Genomic DNA, 18,431 nt, shown 5'->3' on the forward strand with positions numbered 1-18,431 from the left:
CCGCGATGCCGCGCTTCACGCCCGAGGAGTTGGAGGCCGCCCGCGACCGCGTCGTGCCCGACGTGGTCGCGGAGGGCCTGCACGTGCTGTTCTGCGGCATCAACCCCGGCCTGATGACGGCCGCGACGGGCCATCACTTCGCCCGCCCGGGCAACCGCTTCTGGCCGGTGCTGCACCGGTCCGGCTTCACACCGCGGCTGCTGAAGCCGTCCGAGCAGCAGGAGTTGCTGTCGTACGGGCTCGGCATCACCAACGTCGTGGCTCGGGCTTCCGCCCGGGCCGACGAGCTGAGCGCCGAGGAGTACCGGGAGGGCGGGCGGCTGCTCGCGGCGAAGGTGGAGCGGCTGCGGCCGCGCTGGCTGGCCGTCGTGGGGGTGACCGCGTACCGCGCGGCGTTCGACGACCGCACGGCGCGGGTGGGGCCGCAGACGCGGACGATCGGGGACACCCGCGTGTGGGTGCTGCCCAACCCGAGCGGGCTGAACGCGCACTGGACGGCCGAGACGATGGCGGAGGAGTTCGGACGGCTGCGGGAAGCCGCCGGGGCCTGATCCGCTACGGCGGGTCCGTCTCCGTGACCAGGGCCAGCAGCCGGACCTCCCGCGCCACGTCACGGTCCCCGACCGCCACGGCGACCCAGCGGCCCGTGCCCTCCACCTCCCACAGGTGGGCGACGCCCGCGCACGCGCTCAACTCGGCCCAGGGGCGGGGTATCTCCTCCCGCTCGGTGCGCAGCTGGACCGTCTCCAGGTTGTAGGGGTCCGTGTCGCCCCAGCGGGAGGCGAGGAGCTCGTAGACCGCGTCGCGGTCCTTCTCGTACTGGTCGATCGTCACCGCCCGGGCGGCCGGGTCGGTGTCCGTCGCGGCCTCTAACACCGCGACATGATGACCCGGTCCCGAAAAGCCGACGTCCGACGGGCCGTGCTCCGCCGGAAAGGGGCGGTAGCACAGCTCGTCGATGACGGCGATGTGCTGTGCGATGTTCATGGGTCCAGTAAACCCGCCCCCACTGACACTTGGCGGGGCATCACCCGGCTCGTCGTCAGGCGTCCCTGCGGCGCAGGCGCCAGGCTCCCGCCAGCAGGGCGGCGGCCGTCCACAGCGCGGTCACGGCGAGCCCCGACCACGGCCCCAGGGTGCCGTCGTAGGTCTCCCGGAGGACCAGTTGCCCGGCCTTGTCGGGCAGGAAGTCGGCGACGGTGCCGGTGGCGTCGCCGATCACGAACGACACCACGAGGATGAACGGCACCAGCAGGGAGAGGGTGGCCACGCCGCTGCGCAACAGGGCGGCGATCCCCGCGGCGAACAGCGCCATCAGCATGAGGTAGAGGCCGCAGCCCACGACCCCGCGCACCTGCTCACCCGTGCTGAGCCCGACGGCCGCCGGGCCGAGGCCCGCCCGGGCCGCGAGCAGGGCGGCGAGGGCCGTCACCAGCCCCACGAGGAACGCCGGTACGGCGATGACGGCCGCCTTGGCCGCGAACCACCGGCCACGGCGCGGCACCGCCGCCAGCGAGAGCCGCAGCGCGCCCTGGTGGAACTCCGACGACACGGCCACGGCCCCGAAGGAGACGGCCGCGATCTGGCCCGGTATGACGCCGGACAGGGACGCGAACAGCGGATCGAACCCCGGGTCCGAGGCGTCGGAGACGCCGGCGATCGCGGAGAACGCCACGGTGGCCGCGAACAGCGCCAGCAGCGCTCCCGGGAGCGAGCGCAGCGTGCGGATCTTCAGCCACTCGGAGCGCAGTACGGGCGTGAGTTCCATGGTCAGGCCTCCTGGGACTGTGCGGTGAACTCGGTCTCGGAGTCGGTGAGATCGAAGTAGGCCTGCTCCAACGTGCCCTCCTCGGCGGCCAGTTCGAGGACGGGCAGGCCCGCGGCCGAGGCGATGCGGCCGATGTCGTCCACCCGTGCGCCGTCCACGGTCCAGTGCCCGTCCGCGTGCTCCTCCGCGTCGTGGCCGTGCCGGGCGAGGGCGGACGTGAGCGCGACGGGATCGGTCGTGCGGATGCGCACACGGGGCTGCACGCGCGCGTGGATGAAGTCCCGCATGGGGGTGTCGGCGAGCAGCCGGCCCCGGCCGAGGACGACGAGGTGGTCGGCGAAGGACGCGGTCTCGTTCATCAGGTGGCTGGAGACCAGGACCGTGCGGCCCTCCCCCGCCAGCCGGCGCAGCAACGTCCGTATCCACACGATGCCTTCGGGATCGAGACCGTTGGACGGCTCGTCCAGCATGATCACCTCGGGGTCGCCCAGCAGGGCGGCGGCGATGCCGAGCCGTTGACGCATGCCGAGGGAGTACGTCCGTACCCGTCGCCGGGCCACCGACGACAGGCCCGTCTCCTCCAGTACCTCGTCGGCCCGCCGGTCCGGGATGCGGTTGCTCGCCGCCAGGACACGGAGGTGGTCGCGGGCGGTGCGGGAGCCGTGCGCGGCCTGCGCGTCGAGCAGCGCGCCCACGTGGCGCAGGGGTTCACGGAGCTCCGGGTAGGGCCGGCCGCCGATCGTGGCGGAACCGGCGGTCGGCCGGTCGAGGCCGAGCACCAGCCGCATGGTGGTGGACTTCCCGGCGCCGTTCGGGCCGAGGAAGCCGGTGACGCGGCCGGGCCGCACGCTGAAGGTGAGCCGGTCCACGGCCCGCCGGCCGCCGAACTCCTTGGTGAGGTCCTGGACGTCGATGCTGGTCATGGCAGCAGCGTGGCGGCCGGACCGCAGTGCGGTCCTCCCCCGGCGGTGGAGATCGTCTCCCCCGTGCGGGGGAGGCTCGCTGTCGGTGCCGGCTGGCACGATGACGCCATGTTCCGCATGCTGCGCCCTTTCACGCGGGCGGTGACGTACACGCGGTGGCTGCATCTGTCCATGGCCATCGTGTGGCCGTCCCTGTGGCTGTTCATCGACGAGGCGTGGTGGACGGTGGCCACGGCGACCGTGCTGCTGGGGCTCGCGGGCCTGGTCCCCGCCATGCGGGTCGTGGAGGGGTTCCAGGCCAGGCTGCTGCTGACCGGCCATCGGGACGGTGACGAGAGCACGGAGATCGTCGTCGCTCCCTCGGCCACCTGGGGCGACCGCGGCCGGCTGGTGGTGTGGCTCCAGACGAGGCTGTTCCTCGGCGCCCTGGTGTCGCATCTCGCCGTCCAGCTTCTCCTCCTCACGGTGGACCTGGTGTCGACGGCGCTCAGCGGCGAGCGCGCCGGCGGTGCCTGGCTCGTCGTCACGGGCCACCACTGGTGGCACGCTCTGCTCGCGCCCCTGTCCCTGGCCCTTTCGGCCGCGGTCGTGGTCGGTTCGGGGCACCTCATCACGGCGATCGCCCTGCGGCTGCTGGGCCCTTCCCCCGCCGAGCGGCTCGCCGCGCTGGAGGAGCGCACGGAACAGCTCCTGGAACGCACGCGGATCGCCCGGGAGTTGCACGACTCCATCGGGCACGCGCTCACGGTCGCGGTCGTGCAGGCGGGGGCGGCCCGGGCCGCGGGCGATCCCGCCTTCACCGACCGGGCCCTGGGCGCCATCGAGGAGACCGGCCGGGCCGCCCTGGAGGACCTGGAGCGGGTGCTCGGCGTCCTGCGCGAGTCGGGGAAACCGGTGAGCGGCAGACCGACTCTCGCGGACGCCGACCGCCTGCTGGAGTCGGCCCGGGCCTCCGGGGCGAAGGTCGACGCGGAGGTGACCGGCCCGGTGGAGACGGTGCCGGGGCCGGTGTCCCGGGAGGGCTACCGCATCCTCCAGGAGTCGCTGACCAACGTGCTGCGGCACGCGGGGGCGGTCCCCGTTCGGGTCCGGGTGCGCGTCGCCGGTGACACGCTCGTCCTGGCGATACGCAATCCGCTCCCGGCCGGAGCCTCCGGCTCCGCGCGCGGCAGCGGTCTGCGCGGGATACGCGAACGGGCGGCCCTGCTCGGCGGCCTGGCCCGCACCGGGCCCGACGGCGGGGACTGGCAGGTCCATGCCGAACTGCCGCTGAGTTGATCTACGCTGGTCCGATGCCGGTCACCGTTCTCCTCGTCGACGACGAACCCCTGGTGCGCGCGGGACTGCGCGCCGTGCTGGAGGCGCAGCCCGACATCGAGGTCGTCGGGGAGGCCGCGGACGGGGCGGCGGTGATCCCGCTCGTGCGGCGGCTGCGGCCGGACGTGGTCGCCATGGACGTACGGATGCCGCTGCTGGACGGCATCGAGGCCACCCGGGCGCTGCTGCGGACGGTCGACGACCCGCCGCGGATCCTCGTGGTGACGACGTTCGAGAACGACGAGTACGTGTACGAGGCGCTGCGGGCGGGAGCCGACGGGTTCCTACTCAAGCGGGCCCGGCCCGCCGAGATCGTGCACGCGGTGCGGCTGATCGCCGAGGGCGAGTCGCTGCTGTTCCCGGCCTCGGTGCGGCAGCTCGCCGCCGAGTACGGCGACACCGGCGGGAACCGCGCGGCGCGGGCCGTGCTGGAACGGGCCCAGCTGACCGAGCGGGAGTCCGAGGTGCTGCGGCTGATGGCGCGCGGCCTGTCGAACGCGGAGATCGCCGCCCGGCTGGTCGTGGGGACCGAGACCGTGAAGTCGCATGTCAGCGCGGTGCTGGCCAAGCTGGGGGCGCGGGACCGCACCCAGGCGGTGATCGCGGCGTACGAGTCGGGGTTCGTGGCGCCCGGCTGATCACCGGGCCGGTGCCTGCCCCTCGCCGGGGTGTGCCGCGTCGAAGTACGATCCGGCCAACACGGGCACGACCTGGGAGGACGGACGGTGGGGCGGCTGACCGGCGGGGATCCCTCGCTGCTGCGAAGGATCAACTCCGCGGTGGTGCTGCACGCGCTGCGCGCCACGGACTGCGCGACGCTGACCGAGATCACCCGGGTGACGGGGCTGTCCCGGCCGACCGTGGAGGGCGTCGTCGAGGGGCTCATCGAGGCCGGGCTCGTCGTGGAGAAGGCGGCCGAGGAGGGCGCTGCCCGGCGGCAGGGGCGTCCGGCGCGGCGGTTCCGGTTCCGGGCGGAGGCCGGTCATCTGCTCGGCCTGGAGATCGGGGCGCACCGGGTGGCCGCGCTGCTGTCCGACCTGGACGGCCGGGTGATCGGCGCGCAGGCCAAGGGGGTCCCCGAGACGGCGGAGGCCGATGAGCGGCTGGAGCGCCTGCGCGGGGCCGTAGCCGAGCTGTTGCGGCGGGCCGGGGTGGCACGCGGCTCGCTGCGGGCCGTGGGCGTGGCGACGCCGGGGATCGTGGAGGCCGACGGCACGGTGGCGCTGGGCACGGCGCTGCCGGGGTGGACGGGGCTGCGGCTGGGCGAGCGGCTGAGCCGGTCGTTCAAGTGCCCGGTGCTGGTCGAGAACGACGCCAACGCGGCCGTCGTCGCCGAGCACTGGAAGGGCGCGGCCACCGAGTCGGACGACGTGGTGTTCGTGCTGGCGGGGCTCAGCCCGGGCGCCGGTTCGCTGATCGGGGGCCGGCTGCACCGGGGGTACGGCGGAGCGGCCGGCGAGATCGGCGCGCTGCATCTGCTGGGGCGGGAGGTGACGCCCGAGACGCTCCTGTCCACCACGGACGAGCCTCTGCACCCGCTCGACGAGCAGGCGGTCGCCGGGGTCTTCGCGCAGGCCCGCGAGGGCGACCAGCGGGCCCGCGCCGCCGTCGACCGCTTCATCCAGCGCCTGGTCCACGACGTGGCCGCGCTGGTGCTCGCCCTGGACCCGGAGCTGGTCGTCATCGGCGGCTGGGCGGCAGGCCTGGACGGCGTCCTGGGCCCCCTCCGCCAGGAACTCGCCCGCTATTGCCTGCGCCCGCCGGAGGTGACCCTCTCCAGCCTCGGGGACGCGGCCGTGGCAACGGGCGCCCTGCGCCTGGCCCTGGACCACGTGGAGGAACAACTCTTCGCGGTGGAGCGTCCCTAGACGACCACGCCCTCCGGGGGCGCGGGGCTGTGTCGGCATGCGGCTCCACCGCGTGGGCGCGACAAGCCACATCGGGCCGGCAGCCCCCACGCACCGATCCCCTTACGGCGCCAGGTCAAGACGCCTGTCGCTGCATCCCGGCGTGGATCTCCAGACCCCCCGAGTCACCGAAGGTCAACCGGCACGTGTCAGCGCGATACGTCGCCACCGACAACGCGGCCGTACGCCCTCCGGCGACGAACCGCGTCGTCACCACCAGCACCGGCGCCCCCGGCAGCCGGTCCAGCTCCTTGGCCTCGTCGGCCCCGGCGGAGCCGAGCTCCACCGCGTTCTCCTGCCGCTCCGGCTCCAGCCGCTGCAACTCCCGCAGCACCGCACGCGCGTGTGCCGCCCCGGACGGCGCGTCGATGCCGGAGAGCTCGGGCACCGAGGACTGGGGGATGTACAGCAGCTCGGCGGCCACGGGCCGGCCGTGCGAGACCCGGGAGCGCCGCACGATGTGCACGGCCTCGTCGCGGCCGGTCTCCAGCGTGTCGGCGACCGCCGCCGGCGGCACGGCCGCCGTGCAGTCGACGGGCTGCCAGGCGTCCTCGGAGCCACCCGGCCAGGTGTGCGGGCCGGTGCCGAGGGAGACGCCCATGCGGGGCGGCGCGACGGTCGTCCCGACACCGCGGCGGCGCTGCAGCCTGCCTTCGAGTTCGAGCTGCTCCAGGGCCTGGCGGAGCGTGGCGCGGGCGACGCCGAAGCGGGCCGCGAGGTCGCGCTCGTTCGGCAGGATCTCCCCCACCGAGAACTCCGAGTCGAGCGCTTCACTGAGCACCGTCTTGAGATGCCAGTACTTCGGTTCCTGCACCGATTCCAGCTGCGTGGTCCCCACCCTGTCCTCCGCAATCGCCGTGGTCGGCGGCTTTTTAGCGCCCTTGTTTATTAAAGGTTGTTGCACTTCTCTGCGACCATAGGGCGGCCCTGATCCTTGGTCAAGACCAATGGCCGGGAACGTTCACGGGGCGTTCATGCGGGGCTTCGGAGCGGGCCCGCGGGGTGTCTAGGCGGCGGCCAGGGACCGCAGCTTGTCGGGGTTGCGGATGACGTAGACCGACTGCACGCGTCCGTCGGCCACGTCGAGCTGGAAGACGGCGTCGGGCTTGCCGTCGGACAGGATCAGCACGCCCGGGCCGCCGTTGACCTCCAGGAAGCGGACGGTCAGGCCGGGGAGGCTCTTCTGCGCGGCGCCGATGAGGAAGCGGCCCACCTTGTCGGCGGTCCGCAGGACGCGCAGCGGCGCCCGCGACTTGCCGCCGCTGTCGCCGACGAGCCGGACCTCCGGGGCGAGCAGCTTCATGAGGCCTTCGAGGTCGCCGTCGGCCGCGGCGGCGAGGAACCGCTCGGTGAGGTCACGGCGCCGGCCGGGGTCGACCTCGTAGCGCGGGCGGCGCTCCTCGACGTGCTTGCGGGCCCGCCCGGCGAGCTGGCGCACCGCCGGTTCGCCGCGGTCGAGCATGGCGGCGATGTCGGCGTACGGGAAGCCGAAGGCCTCGCGCAGCACGAACACCGCCCGCTCTAGCGGTGACAGCGACTCCAGCACGACGAGGACGGCGAGGGAGACGGAGTCGGCGAGCACGGCCCGTTCGGCGGTGTCCGGCACGGTGTCGCCGAAGTCGGTGACGTACGGCTCGGGCAGCCAGGGGCCGACGTACGTCTCGCCGCGGGCCTTGATCTGGCGCAGCCGGTCGATGGCGAGGCGGGTGGTGATCCGTACGAGGTAGCCGCGCGGCTCGCGCACGTCTGCGCGGTCGCTGCCGGACCAGCGCAGCCAGGCCTCCTGGACCACGTCCTCCGCGTCGGCCACCCGGCCGAGCATGCGGTAGGCGACGTCCAGCAGGACGGGACGGTGTGCTTCGAACACGTCGGTCGCGGTCTCGGTGGTCACGGCTCCATCCCAGCCCACCGCCGCGGCCCTGTCCAGGCGGAATCGCCCCTTCGCGGACAGAATGGCCGACAGGGCGCCGGTGATCGGCGCCGCGGTTCCCGGAGGTGGCGATGCGGTACGCGGTGCTGGGCACGGGACAGGTCGGGCACACGCTCGGCGGACGGCTGGTGGAGCTGGGGCACGAGGTGCGGCTCGGCTCGCGCACGCGGGACAACACGGCCGCGGTGCAGTGGGCCGCCGCCGCGGGCCCGGCCGGGAGCGCGGGGACGTTCGCGGAGGCGGCGGAGTTCGGGGAGGTGGTGGTGAACGCGGTCGGCGGGCGGGTGGCGCTCGCCGCGCTGGAGGCGGCCGGGGCGCAGAACCTGGAGGGGAAGGTCGTCGTGGACGTGTCCAACCCGCTGGCGTACGAGGAGGGCGAGCTGCGGCTGTCCCCCGTCGGGTCGGACAGCGTGGGCGAGCAGATCCAGCGGGCGTTTCCGCACGCGCGCGTGGTGAAGTCGCTCAACACGGTCAACTGCCGGGTCATGGTGGATCCGGCGAGCGTGCCGGGCGAGCACAACGTCTTCGTCTGCGGGGACGACCCGGGCGCCAGGGAGCAGGTGACGGCGCTGCTCGGGGAGTTCGGCTGGCCGGCGGACCGCGTGCTCGACCTCGGCGGGATCCGGGCGGCCCGGGCCGTGGAGATGTGGCTGCCCCTGTGGGTCGGCCTGTTCCAGAAGTTCGGGCACGGCGAGTTCAACCTGGAGGTGCGGCGGGCCCGTTGAGCGGCCGGGCGCCGCGAAGGCGGCGGCACCATGGGGCTACCGGCGGGTAGTAATTGCTGACAAGCTGTCTACAGCGTCCGTCAGCGAGTACAGCCGAGGAGCACCCCATGTCCGCCACCGTCTCCTTCAAAGTCGCCTCCGCGCAGGGCGAGCAGAGTGTGACCCTGTCCTACACGCGCCGGGGCAGCGGCGAGCCGCTCCTGCTCCTGCACGGCATCGGCCACCACCGCCAGGTGTGGGACCCGGTGATCCCCGCGCTGGCGGCCGAGCGCGACGTGATCGCCGTGGACCTGCCCGGCTGCGGTGAATCGCCGGCGCTCCCGGACGGCATGGCGCACGACCTGCCCACCATGAGCACGGTCCTGACCGCGCTCTTCGGCGCGCTGGAGATCGAACGGCCGCACGTGGCGGGCAACTCGCTGGGCGGCCTGCTGGCGCTGGACCTGGCCCGGGCGCGGCTCGTCCGCTCCGTCACCGCCCTGTCCCCCGCCGGGTTCTGGAACGAGGCCGAGCGACGCTACGCCTTCACGGTGCTGACGGCCATGCGGCAGATCGCCCGCCGGATGCCGCCGCCCGTCGTCGAGCGGCTGGCCCGCCCGGCCATCGGCCGCACCCTGCTGACGAGCACCATCTACGCCCGCCCGGGCCGCCGTTCCCCCGAGGCCGTGGTCGCCGAGACGCTCGCGCTGGCCCGGGCGCAGGGCTTCTCCGAGACGCTGCGCTCCGGCCGGACCGTGCAGTTCACCGACGACATCGTGGGCACGCCGGTCACCGTCGCGTGGGGCAACCGGGACCGGCTGCTCATCCCCCGCCAGGGCGTGCGCGCCAAGGGCGTCATCCCCGGGGCCCGGCTGGTGCGGCTGCCCGGCTGCGGCCACGTCCCGATGAACGACGACCCGGCGCTGGTGGCCCGGGTGGTCCTCGACGGCAGCCGCTGACCGGCCCCGGGGGACGGCGGAACCTCCCTTAAGGTTCTGCCTCATGAGGCCAACGCGGAGCGGCGACCCGGGCGAAGGCGCGGCGTCCGCCGCCTGGGAGCTGCTGCTCCCCGCCGCTTCGGCTCCGGCACGCACGCGTGGCCGTTCCCTGCAGGCGGCGCTGCGCGAGGCGGTCCGCTCGGGCCGGCTCGCCCCGGGCACCCGGCTGCCGTCGAGCCGGGATCTCGCGGCGGACCTGGGGGTGTCGCGCGGGCTGGTCACGGAGGCCTACGAACAGCTGACGGCCGAGGGGTACCTGCGCAGCGGCCTGGGATCGGGGACCTGGGTGGGCGCGGCCGTCCGGGCGGCGGAGCCGAGGGCGCACGATCTCGCTCCGCGCTCACCCGGCGCCCGCGCGGACTTCGTGCCCGGCACGCCGGACCTGGCGCTGTTCCCGCGCGCCGCGTGGGCCGCCGCGCACCGCGGCGTACTGGCGGACCTGCCGCACCAGGAGCTGGGCTACCCCGACCCGCGCGGGCTGCCGCGGCTGCGTACCGCGCTGGCCGAACTGCTCGCCCGGCGGCGGGGCGTGGTGGCCGACCCGGAGCGCATCGTCGTCGTCTCGGGGGTGGCCCAGGCGACCACCCTCCTCGGTTTCGCGCTGCACGCGCGCGGTGTGCGCGCGGTCGGCGTGGAGGACCCGGGCAGTCCGCAGCACGACGCGCTGTACGCGTCGGCCGGGGTCACCGCCGTGCCGCTGCCGGTGGACGACGAGGGAGTCGCCCTGGAGCCGCTGCGGGCCTCGGGCGTCCGGGCCGTGGTGACCACTCCGGCCCACCAGTTCCCCACCGGCATCGCCTACTCGGCCCGGCGGCGTGCCGAGCTGCTGGACTGGGCGCGGTCGGTGGACGGCATCGTCCTGGAGGACGACTACGACGGCGACTTCCGTTACGACCGCGCACCCGTCGGCGCGCTCCAGGGCCTCGATCCGGACCACGTGGTCTACACGGGCTCGGTCAGCAAGTCCCTCGCGCCGGGCCTGCGGCTGGGCTGGATGCTGGTGCCGGAGTCCTGGGCGGAGGAGGTCGTCGAACGCAAGCGCACGATGGATCTCGGCCACCCCTCCCTCGACCAGGCCCTGTTCGCCCGCTTCCTGGAGCGCGGCGACTACGACCGCCAGCTGCGCCGTTGCCAGCGCGCCTACCGCGACCGGCGCGACGCGCTGGTCGCCGCGCTGGACGCGCACTTCCCCGGTGCGAAGGTGTCCGGGATCGCCGCAGGCCTCCACGTCATCGCCACGCTGCCGCAGCGGTACGGGCCCGAGGAGCGGTTCCTCGCGCGGGTGGCGGCGGCGGGGGTGGCGGTGCGCCCGCTGTCGGCCTACGCCCACACGCCGGCCGGACCCGAGGAGGCCGAGGGGGTTCGGCTCGTCCTGGGCTACGCCCATGTGCCGACCGCCCGGATCGCCGAGGGCGTGCGCCTGATGGCCGGGGCCGCGACCGGGTGAGCCGACCGGTTCGCGGGTTCCCTCACCCTGCGGTCAGTTGTTCACTTGGGGTTCGCGTGTGCGCTGCGAGGTGCCAGTAGTTGTGGCTCTGCACACTTGGCCGGATCCCGTCCCTGGAGGCGTATCCATGTCACACCGTCCGTTGCCCGGGCGCCGTAGCGTCCTGCGTGGCTCGCTCGCCGCGTCGGCCGCCCTGTCCCTGCCCGCCGCTCTCGGCGCCGCACCCGCGTTCGCACGCTCCGGCCGCCCGACGGCGGGATGGGGTGTGCAGGCGGGTGACGTGACCTGCGACTCCGGGCTGGTGTGGGTGCGTTCCGACCGGCCGGCCCGGATGATCGTCGAGACGTCGGCGACGGAGTCCTTCCGCAACCCGCACCGATGGCACGGCCCGCTGCTTGGTCCGGGCACCGACTTCACCGGCACGACCCGGCTGCGCGGTCTGCCGTCCGGAGAGCAGATCCACTACCGCGTGCTGCTCGCCGACCCGGACGACCCGCGCCGCACCGGCGAGCCGGTGACCGGCACCTTCCGCACGGCGTCCGCCAGGCGCCGGGACGGCGTGCGGTTCGTCTGGTCCGGCGACCTGGCCGGACAGGGCTGGGGCATCAACCCGGAGTTCGGCGGCTACCGCATCTACGACGCCATGGGCGCCCTCGACCCGGACTTCTTCCTCTGCAGCGGCGACAACATCTACGCCGACGGCCCGATCACCGAGACCGTGGCCCTGCCCGACGGCCGCACCTGGCGGAACATCACCACCGAGGAGAAGGCGAAGGTCGCCGAGACCCTCGCGGAGTTCCGCGGCAACTTCCGCTACAACCTGCTCGACGAGAACCTGCGCGCCTTCAACGCCCGGGTCCCGTCCATCGTCCAGTGGGACGACCACGAGGTCACCAACAACTGGTACCCGGGCGAGATCCTGACCGACGCCCGCTACACCGAGAAGCGCGTCGACGTGCTCGCCGCCCGCGCCCGCCAGGCCTTCTCCGAGTACTTCCCGATCTCCACGCTGCGCCGCCCCGACGGGCGCGTCTACCGCGTGCAGCACCACGGCCCGCTGCTGGACGTGTTCGTCCTGGACATGCGCACCTACCGCAACGCGAACTCGCCGGGCGACCAGCCCACCGACCCGCAGGGCATTCTCGGCCGGGAGCAACTGGAGTGGCTCAAGCGCGAGCTGGCCCGTTCCCGGGCGGTGTGGAAGGTGATCGCCTCCGACATGCCGATCGGGCTGGTCGTCCCGGACGGTCAGAACATCGAGGCCGTCGCGCAGGGCGATCCCGGCAAGCCGCTGGGGCGTGAGCTGCAGATCGCCGAACTGCTGCGGTTCGTCAAGCACCGGCGGATCACGGGCACGGTGTGGCTGACGGCCGATGTGCACCACACCTCGGCACAGCACTACCTGCCGTCCAAGGCCGCCTTCACCGACTTCGAGCCGTTCTGGGAGTTCGTGTCCGGCCCGCTCAACGCCGGTGCCTTCCCGGCGAACGCGCTCGACGGCACCTTCGGCCCGGACCGCGTGTTCGTGAAGGCGCCGACGACCGCCAACGTCTCCCCCGCCGGCGGCTTCCAGTTCTTCGGCGAGGTCGACATCGACGGCCACAGCGGCGAGCTGACGGTACGTCTGCGGGAGCAGGACGGCACCGTGCTCTACACCAAGGTCCTCCAGCCGGGCCGGGTCGGCCAGTAGGTACGGAACGCAACGTTTGAGGCGTCGACAAAGGGGGGAAACTGGCCCCTTTACCCTCTGGTCACAGAGCGTTCTCGATCACGCAACACCGTTCCGTCACAGTGGGTGCATGACGCGAGAAGTGACTCAAGTGCCGCACCGGAACGACGACCGCCGCCCCGCCACGCCGTGGCAGCGGTTCGCGGAGGCCTTCCGGGCCCGTCGAACACGACGCCTCGAACACGCACCGCCGACGAGTGATACCGGGTCCCCGGCGCCGGAACCGGTGCCGGGGGCGAACACCCTGTGGCGGATGCGGACCACGGTTCAGGACGAGCCGGGGTCACTGGCGGCGCTGTGCGGTGCCCTGGCCGGACAGCGCGTCGACATCCTGAGCCTGCAGACGCACCCGCTGGCCGAGGGGACGGTCGACGAGTTCCTGCTGCGGGGCCCGGCCGCCCTTCCGGCGTCCGCGATCACCACGGCCGTCGCGTCGGCCGGTGGTGCGGACACCTGGATCGAGCGGGCCGACGCCCACGACCTCGTGGACGCACCGACCCGGGTCCTCGGACTCGCCGCGCGCACGGCCCTGGACGCGGCGGAACTGCCGCTGGCTTTGCGGCAGTTGCTGGGCCGGTGCACGATCCGGTCCCGGCCCGCGCCGGCCGGTGGCGGCCGGGAGACGGGTGGCCTCACCGTGGAGGGGGCCCTCGACGACACGGTGATGCGGCTGCGTGCCCCGGAAGGCGGAGTGATCACCGTGGAACGGCCGTACCTGCCGTTCACCCCGACCGAGTTCGCCCGGGCCAGGGCCCTGGTGGAACTGGACGCCCGGCTCGGACCGCGCCTGCCGCACGGACGGGACGTGCTCACGCTCGCCGAGGGCAGCGACATCACCGTGCGGCGGGCCGACACACGTGACCTCGAAGCGGCCAGGGCGATGCACGAGCGGTGCTCGGCCCGCACGCTGAAGCTGCGCTATCACGGGCCCGTCGGTGACGCCGACCGGTACCTCGGCCACCTGCTCAGCCCGCGCTACGGCCGCACCCTCGCCGTGCAGACCGCCTCCGGGCGGCTCGTCGGGCTCGGTCACCTCCTGTGGGACGGGGACGAGACGGAGGTCGCGCTGCTCGTGGAGGACGCGTGGCAGCGGCGGGGTGTGGGGGCGGAGTTGCTGTCGCGGCTGGTGGCCCTGGGCGTCGAGGCGGGGTGCTCCAGCGTGTACGCCGTGACGCAGGCGTCCAACACGGGCATGGTCGCCGCGATGCGGGGACTGGGGCTGCCTCTCGACTACCAGGTCGAGGAGGGGACGCTGGTCATCACGGCGCGGCTGGGTGAGGCGGTCGTGACGAGTGCGGAGGAACTGGGAAGCGCCTCCGCGCCGTAGGGGCGTGCGTCAGTGGGCGGGTGCGGGTTCGTTGTGGCTTGTCGCGCAGTTCCCCGCGCCCCTTCCGGGGCGTCGTGCCAGCGCTGCGTCCAGGTCCGACCAGAGGTCCTCCACGTCCTCCAGGCCCACCGACATGCGCAGGAGCTGGTCGCTCACCCCGGCTCCCCTGCGGTCGTCGGCGTCGACGATGCGGTGGCTGATGGAGGCCGGGTGCTGGATGAGGGTGTCGACGCTGCCGAGGCTCACCGCCGGGGTGATCAGCCGGACGCCGGCGATGACCTCGTGCGGGTCGCCGTACACCTCGAAGGCGACCATCGCGCCGCCGATGCGCGGGTAGTGCACACGGGCCACCCGCGGGTCGGCGGCGAGGCGGTGGGCCAGTTCGGCTGCCGTGGCGGAGGCCGCCCGGACCCGGACGGGCAGGGTGGACAGACCGCGCAGCAGCAGGTAGCCGGCCAGCGGGTGCAGGACGCCGCCCGTGGCGAAGCGCACCTGGCGCAGCCGGCCCGCGAACTCCTCGTCGCAGGCGACCACGCCCGCCAGGACGTCGCCGTGACCGCCGAGGTACTTGGTGGCGCTGTGCAGGACCAGCCGCGCGCCGTGCTCGGCGGGGCGCTGGAGGACGGGGGTGGCGAAGGTGTTGTCCACGAGCAGCGGCACCGAGCCGCAGGCGTGCGCCACGGCCCGCAGGTCGACCTCGGCGAGGGTGGGGTTGGCCGGGGACTCGACGATGACCAGGCCGGTGTCCGGGCGCAGCGCGCCGGCGACCCCGGCGGGGTCGGTCCAGGTCACCTCCGAGCCCAGCAGCCCGGCGGTCAGCAGGTGGTCGCTGCAGCCGTAGAGGGGGCGTACGGCGACGACGTGGCGCAGGCCCATCGAGCCGCGGACGAGGAGGACGGCGCTCAGCGCCGCCATGCCGCTGGCGAACGCCACCGCCGCCTCGGTGCCTTCGAGCCGGGCCAGGGCCGTCTCGAAGCGGGCGACGGTCGGGTTGCCCAGCCGCCCGTAGACGGGCGGGCCGTCCGGCTCGGCGCCGGTGGTGGCGAAGGCGTCGATGCGGGCCGCCTCGCCGCGGCTGTCGTAGGACGGGTAGGTGGTGGACAGGTCGATCGGCGGGGCGTGCAGCCCCTGCCGGGCGAGGTCGTCCCGCCCTGCGTGCACGGCCTCGGTGGCGAGGGCTCGCGGTGCGGTGCGGGCGCCGTCGTGGGCGCGCGTGCTCATCGTGTCCATGTCCATGGTGGGCAAGGTTGAACATCGATCGGACAATCGTGGGAGCATCCCGTGCTACGTTCGGCCGATGGCTGAATCTGTCGTACTCGATCCGGTGGATCTCCATCTGTTGCGGCTGTTGCAGAACGACGCCCGGGCGACGTACCGGGATCTCGCCGCGCAGGTCGGGGTGGCGCCCTCGACGTGTCTGGACCGGGTGACGCGACTGCGCCGCTCGGGCGTGATCCTCGGGCACCGGCTGGAGCTGGATCCGGCCAAGCTGGGACGGGGACTGGAAGCCCTGCTGTCGGTGCAGGTCAGGCCGCACCGCCGGGAGCTGGTGGGACCGTTCGTGGAGCGGATCCGGGTCCTGCCGGAGTCGCGGACGGTGTTCCACCTGACCGGGCCCGACGACTATCTGGTCCATGTCGCGGTCGCCGACATGGCCGACCTGCAGCGGCTGGTGCTGGACGAGTTCACATCCCAGCGGGAGGTGGCGCGGGTGGAGACCCGGCTGATCTTCCAGCAGTGGGAGTGCGGACCGCTGCTGCCGCCTTCGCCCTCGGCTCAATCCGCGTGACGTGTGCGATCCGCCGTACGAGGATGGCCGCATGTCTGAGATCAAGAGCCAGCTGCCCCGTGAGGTCGCCGACGCGTACGTCGACGAGCTCGTCGCCCTCGACCCGATCACCGGCACGTTCCTCGGCGACAAGGAGAGTTCGAGCAGGCTGCCCGACACCTCGCCCGCGGGCCAGGAGGCGCTCGCGGAGCTGGCACGCCGGACGCTGGCCCGGCTGGACGAGGCCGAGCGGCTGCCCGGCGCGGACAGTGACATCGAGCGCCGGTGCGCGCGGCTGCTGCGCGAGCGGCTGGGCGCCGAACTCGCGGTGCACGAGGCCGACGAGAGCCTGCGTTCCGTCAGCAACCTGAGCTCGATCGCCCATGCGGTGCGGCAGGTGTTCACCGTGACGCCGGCGCAGTCGGAGGAGGACTGGACGGCGATCGCCGAGCGGCTGCGCGCGGTCCCGGCCGCGCTGGAGGGCTACCGGGAGTCCCTGGCGCTCGGCCTGGAGCGGAAGCTGTACGCGGGCCCCCGCGCCACCGCCACCTTTGTGACGCAGCTCGGCGAATGGGCCGACGCGGACGGCGAGGGCCACGGGTGGTTCGAGCAGTACGCGGCCGCCGGCCCCGAGGCCCTGCGGTCCGAGCTGGACACCGCCGCCCGCTCGGCCACCGAGGCCGTCGTCCGGCTGCGCGACTGGATGCGGGATGTGTACGCCCCGGCGATCGAGGGCGCGCCGGACGTGGTGGGCCGGGAGCGGTACGCGCGCTGGGTGCGCTACTTCAACGGCACGGACCTCGATCTGGACGAGGCGTACGCCTACGGCTGGTCCGAGTACCACCGCCTCCTCGGCGAGATGAAGACCGAGGCCGAGAAGATCCTGCCGGGCGCCGGCAGCCCGTGGGAGGCGCTGGCCCACCTCGACGAGCAGGGCACGCACATCGAGGGCGTCGACGAGGTCCGCGACTGGCTGCAGGGCCTCATGGACGAGGCGATGGACGCGCTCGACGGCACCCACTTCGACCTGGCCGAGCGGGTGCGCCGGGTGGAGTCCCGCATCGCCCCTCCGGGCAGCGCCGCGGCCCCCTACTACACGCCCCCCTCGGACGACTTCTCCCGCCCCGGCTGCACCTGGCTGCCGACCATGGGCGAGACGCGCTTCCCCGTCTACGACCTGGTGTCGACCTGGTACCACGAGGGTGTCCCCGGCCACCACCTCCAGCTGGCCCAGTGGAAGCACGTGGCGCAGAACCTCTCCCGCTACCAGGCGAGCGTCGGCATGGTCAGCGCCAACGCCGAGGGCTGGGCGCTGTACGCGGAGCGGCTGATGGACGAACTGGGCTTCCTGACCGACCCGGAGCGGCGGCTCGGCTACCTGGACGCGCAGATGATGCGGGCGGTGCGCGTCATCATCGACATCGGCATGCACCTGGAGCTGACGATCCCGGACGACTCGCCCTTCCACCCGGGCGAGCGCTGGACGGCCGAGCTGGCGCAGGAGTTCTTCGGCTCGCACAGCAGCCGGCCGGCGGACTTCGTGGAGAGCGAGCTGACCCGCTACCTGTCCATGCCGGGCCAGGCCATCGGCTACAAGCTCGGCGAACGTGCCTGGCTCCTGGGCCGCGAGAACGCCCGCGCCCGCCACGGCGACGCATTCGACCCGAAGGCCTGGCACATGGCCGCGCTGTCGCAGGGATCGCTGGGACTGGACGATCTGGTGGACGAGTTGTCCGCCCTCTGATCTGCTGGTCCGCGCTCTGATCAGCGCCGGAACCCGCCCTCGGAGCTGATGACCTCACCGGTGATCCAGCCCGCCTCGTCGGTCGCGAGCCAGGCGATGAGGCGGGCCGGGTCGTCGGGCATGCCCCACCGTCCCGAGGGGAAGCGGGCGGCGACGGCGTCGTAGTCCTCGCCGGTCAGGTAGTCCGTGTCCACGGGGCCGGGGTTGACGGTGTTGACCGTGACGCCCCGCTCGACGAGCGTGGCCGACAGGGAGCGGGTGATCGACGCGAGGGCGCCCTTCTGGAGGGCGTAGGCGATCTCGCCCGGCATGCCGCCCGCCATGTCCTGACCGGAGGTCATCATCACCACACGGCCTCCGGGGCCGGGTGGCCGCAACCGGGCATGTGCCTGGACGAGCAGCAGGACGGCACGGGTGTCGACCGCCCAGTGCCGGTCGAGCATCTCCGTGCCGATCTCGTCCAAGGTGCCGTCGAACCCGCTCTGCGCGTGGTTGGCGACGAGGATGTCGAGGGGTCCGCCGAGGGCGTCGGCGGCCCTGGTGACGAGTTCGGCGGGCACGTCCGGGTCGGCCAGGTCTCCGGGGCCCGCGACGATCCGGGCGCCGGAGTCTCCGGCTGCGGCGCGGACGGATTCGAGGACGTCTTCGGGGCGGTCGGCGCCCCAGGGCTGCCCGGCGTCGTGCGGGACATGGTGATGCAGGTAGACGCTCGCGCCGTAGGCGGCCAGGCGGCGGGCCACGGCGTGCCCGATGCCGCCGCGGCGGCTGGCGCCGGTGACCAGCGCCGTACGGCCGCGCAGGGGCAGGGTGTCACGGCGCAGTTCCTCAGGGGTGGGGTGGGGAAGGCGTGGCATGGGTTCATCGTGCTC

At 73.6% G+C, this 18,431-nt stretch carries 18 protein-coding genes; 11 read left to right on the forward strand and 7 right to left on the reverse strand.

Annotated elements, in window-relative coordinates; genetic code table 11:
* Positions 1 to 5: 5 nt before the first annotated feature.
* Positions 6 to 551 (forward strand): G/U mismatch-specific DNA glycosylase, encoded by a 546-nt coding sequence (mug, locus tag HNR57_RS24300; RefSeq protein ID WP_184562801.1) that lies wholly within the window; start codon positions 6 to 8, stop codon positions 549 to 551.
* A gap of 4 nt (positions 552 to 555) precedes the next feature.
* Here the strand turns inward: mug and HNR57_RS24305 are convergent, their stop codons facing one another.
* Genes HNR57_RS24305 through HNR57_RS24315 form a run of 3 tightly spaced genes read right to left on the reverse strand, consistent with a single transcriptional unit; the run spans position 556 to position 2,691 of the window.
* Positions 556 to 987, reverse strand: a complete 432-nt coding sequence (locus HNR57_RS24305; protein WP_184562803.1) for a hypothetical protein — start codon at positions 985 to 987, stop codon at positions 556 to 558.
* A 55-nt stretch (positions 988 to 1,042) separates the two neighbouring features.
* Positions 1,043 to 1,768, reverse strand: coding sequence for an ABC transporter permease (locus HNR57_RS24310; RefSeq protein WP_184562805.1), 726 nt, complete (start codon positions 1,766 to 1,768; stop codon positions 1,043 to 1,045).
* A 2-nt stretch (positions 1,769 to 1,770) separates the two neighbouring features.
* Positions 1,771 to 2,691, reverse strand: a complete 921-nt coding sequence (locus tag HNR57_RS24315; RefSeq protein ID WP_184562807.1) for an ABC transporter ATP-binding protein — start codon at positions 2,689 to 2,691, stop codon at positions 1,771 to 1,773.
* A gap of 108 nt (positions 2,692 to 2,799) precedes the next feature.
* Here HNR57_RS24315 and HNR57_RS24320 point away from each other — a divergent pair, with 108 nt between their 5' ends.
* The 3 genes from HNR57_RS24320 to HNR57_RS24330 all read left to right on the forward strand — a co-directional run bounded on the left by HNR57_RS24320 (position 2,800) and on the right by HNR57_RS24330 (position 5,876).
* Positions 2,800 to 3,969, forward strand: coding sequence for a sensor histidine kinase (locus HNR57_RS24320; RefSeq protein WP_184562809.1), 1,170 nt, complete (start codon positions 2,800 to 2,802; stop codon positions 3,967 to 3,969).
* Between the two features lie 14 nt (positions 3,970 to 3,983).
* Positions 3,984 to 4,646, forward strand: a complete 663-nt coding sequence (locus HNR57_RS24325) for a response regulator (protein WP_033307279.1) — start codon at positions 3,984 to 3,986, stop codon at positions 4,644 to 4,646.
* Positions 4,647 to 4,733: 87 nt separating this feature from the next.
* Positions 4,734 to 5,876 carry an ROK family transcriptional regulator gene (locus HNR57_RS24330; RefSeq protein WP_184562811.1) on the forward strand — a complete coding sequence of 381 codons (1,143 nt, stop codon included), beginning with the start codon at positions 4,734 to 4,736 and terminating at the stop codon, positions 5,874 to 5,876.
* 115 nt (positions 5,877 to 5,991) lie between these two features.
* Here HNR57_RS24330 and HNR57_RS24335 read toward each other — a convergent pair whose 3' ends face one another.
* Both HNR57_RS24335 and HNR57_RS24340 read right to left on the reverse strand, forming a co-directional pair.
* On the reverse strand, positions 5,992 to 6,753 hold the full coding sequence (locus HNR57_RS24335) for a GntR family transcriptional regulator (protein WP_184562813.1): 762 nt from the start codon (positions 6,751 to 6,753) through the stop codon (positions 5,992 to 5,994).
* A gap of 168 nt (positions 6,754 to 6,921) precedes the next feature.
* Positions 6,922 to 7,806, reverse strand: coding sequence for an RNA polymerase sigma-70 factor (locus HNR57_RS24340; protein WP_184562815.1), 885 nt, complete (start codon positions 7,804 to 7,806; stop codon positions 6,922 to 6,924).
* Between the two features lie 110 nt (positions 7,807 to 7,916).
* Between HNR57_RS24340 and HNR57_RS24345 the strand changes: the two genes are divergently transcribed.
* From HNR57_RS24345 to HNR57_RS24365, 5 genes are all read left to right on the forward strand, one after another.
* Entirely contained in the window at positions 7,917 to 8,570 is a 654-nt protein-coding gene (locus HNR57_RS24345) for an NADPH-dependent F420 reductase (RefSeq protein WP_184562817.1), read from the forward strand.
* 107 nt (positions 8,571 to 8,677) lie between these two features.
* Entirely contained in the window at positions 8,678 to 9,508 is an 831-nt protein-coding gene (locus HNR57_RS24350) for an alpha/beta fold hydrolase (RefSeq protein ID WP_184562819.1), read from the forward strand.
* A 43-nt stretch (positions 9,509 to 9,551) separates the two neighbouring features.
* Entirely contained in the window at positions 9,552 to 10,994 is a 1,443-nt protein-coding gene (gene pdxR, locus HNR57_RS24355) for a MocR-like pyridoxine biosynthesis transcription factor PdxR (RefSeq protein ID WP_184562821.1), read from the forward strand.
* A 127-nt stretch (positions 10,995 to 11,121) separates the two neighbouring features.
* Positions 11,122 to 12,684 carry an alkaline phosphatase D family protein gene (locus HNR57_RS24360; RefSeq protein WP_184562823.1) on the forward strand — a complete coding sequence of 521 codons (1,563 nt, stop codon included), beginning with the start codon at positions 11,122 to 11,124 and terminating at the stop codon, positions 12,682 to 12,684.
* 109 nt (positions 12,685 to 12,793) lie between these two features.
* A complete protein-coding gene (locus tag HNR57_RS24365) occupies positions 12,794 to 14,050 on the forward strand; it encodes a GNAT family N-acetyltransferase (RefSeq protein ID WP_184562825.1) in 1,257 nt (418 codons plus the stop codon).
* Between the two features lie 9 nt (positions 14,051 to 14,059).
* On the opposite strand, the gene HNR57_RS24370 is transcribed toward HNR57_RS24365, so the two are convergent.
* Positions 14,060 to 15,280, reverse strand: a complete 1,221-nt coding sequence (locus HNR57_RS24370; protein ID WP_184563020.1) for a trans-sulfuration enzyme family protein — start codon at positions 15,278 to 15,280, stop codon at positions 14,060 to 14,062.
* 67 nt (positions 15,281 to 15,347) lie between these two features.
* Between HNR57_RS24370 and HNR57_RS24375 the strand changes: the two genes are divergently transcribed.
* Positions 15,348 to 15,839: an Lrp/AsnC family transcriptional regulator gene (locus HNR57_RS24375; protein ID WP_030835643.1), complete on the forward strand. Its 492-nt coding sequence runs from the start codon at positions 15,348 to 15,350 to the stop codon at positions 15,837 to 15,839.
* A 31-nt stretch (positions 15,840 to 15,870) separates the two neighbouring features.
* Complete coding sequence (locus HNR57_RS24380) at positions 15,871 to 17,562, forward strand: DUF885 domain-containing protein (RefSeq protein WP_184562827.1); 1,692 nt, start codon at positions 15,871 to 15,873, stop codon at positions 17,560 to 17,562.
* Between the two features lie 20 nt (positions 17,563 to 17,582).
* Here HNR57_RS24380 and HNR57_RS24385 read toward each other — a convergent pair whose 3' ends face one another.
* Entirely contained in the window at positions 17,583 to 18,416 is an 834-nt protein-coding gene (locus tag HNR57_RS24385; protein WP_184562829.1) for an SDR family oxidoreductase, read from the reverse strand.
* Positions 18,417 to 18,431 lie beyond the last annotated feature (15 nt).

Origin of the sequence: Streptomyces paradoxus, assembly GCF_014202475.1 — a bacterium.
Classification (GTDB): Bacteria; Actinomycetota; Actinomycetes; order Streptomycetales; family Streptomycetaceae; genus Streptomyces; species Streptomyces paradoxus.

Coding starts and splice junctions, on each gene's coding strand:
- mug (WP_184562801.1), top strand. CDS start 6: ATGCCGCGCTTCACGCCCGAGGAGTTGGAGGCCGCCCGCGACCGCGTC.
- HNR57_RS24305 (WP_184562803.1), bottom strand. CDS start 987: ATGAACATCGCACAGCACATCGCCGTCATCGACGAGCTGTGCTACCGC.
- HNR57_RS24310 (WP_184562805.1), bottom strand. CDS start 1,768: ATGGAACTCACGCCCGTACTGCGCTCCGAGTGGCTGAAGATCCGCACG.
- HNR57_RS24315 (WP_184562807.1), bottom strand. CDS start 2,691: ATGACCAGCATCGACGTCCAGGACCTCACCAAGGAGTTCGGCGGCCGG.
- HNR57_RS24320 (WP_184562809.1), top strand. CDS start 2,800: ATGTTCCGCATGCTGCGCCCTTTCACGCGGGCGGTGACGTACACGCGG.
- HNR57_RS24325 (WP_033307279.1), top strand. CDS start 3,984: ATGCCGGTCACCGTTCTCCTCGTCGACGACGAACCCCTGGTGCGCGCG.
- HNR57_RS24345 (WP_184562817.1), top strand. CDS start 7,917: ATGCGGTACGCGGTGCTGGGCACGGGACAGGTCGGGCACACGCTCGGC.
- HNR57_RS24350 (WP_184562819.1), top strand. CDS start 8,678: ATGTCCGCCACCGTCTCCTTCAAAGTCGCCTCCGCGCAGGGCGAGCAG.
- pdxR (WP_184562821.1), top strand. CDS start 9,552: ATGAGGCCAACGCGGAGCGGCGACCCGGGCGAAGGCGCGGCGTCCGCC.
- HNR57_RS24360 (WP_184562823.1), top strand. CDS start 11,122: ATGTCACACCGTCCGTTGCCCGGGCGCCGTAGCGTCCTGCGTGGCTCG.
- HNR57_RS24365 (WP_184562825.1), top strand. CDS start 12,794: ATGACGCGAGAAGTGACTCAAGTGCCGCACCGGAACGACGACCGCCGC.
- HNR57_RS24370 (WP_184563020.1), bottom strand. CDS start 15,280: ATGGACACGATGAGCACGCGCGCCCACGACGGCGCCCGCACCGCACCG.
- HNR57_RS24375 (WP_030835643.1), top strand. CDS start 15,348: ATGGCTGAATCTGTCGTACTCGATCCGGTGGATCTCCATCTGTTGCGG.
- HNR57_RS24380 (WP_184562827.1), top strand. CDS start 15,871: ATGTCTGAGATCAAGAGCCAGCTGCCCCGTGAGGTCGCCGACGCGTAC.
- HNR57_RS24385 (WP_184562829.1), bottom strand. CDS start 18,416: ATGCCACGCCTTCCCCACCCCACCCCTGAGGAACTGCGCCGTGACACC.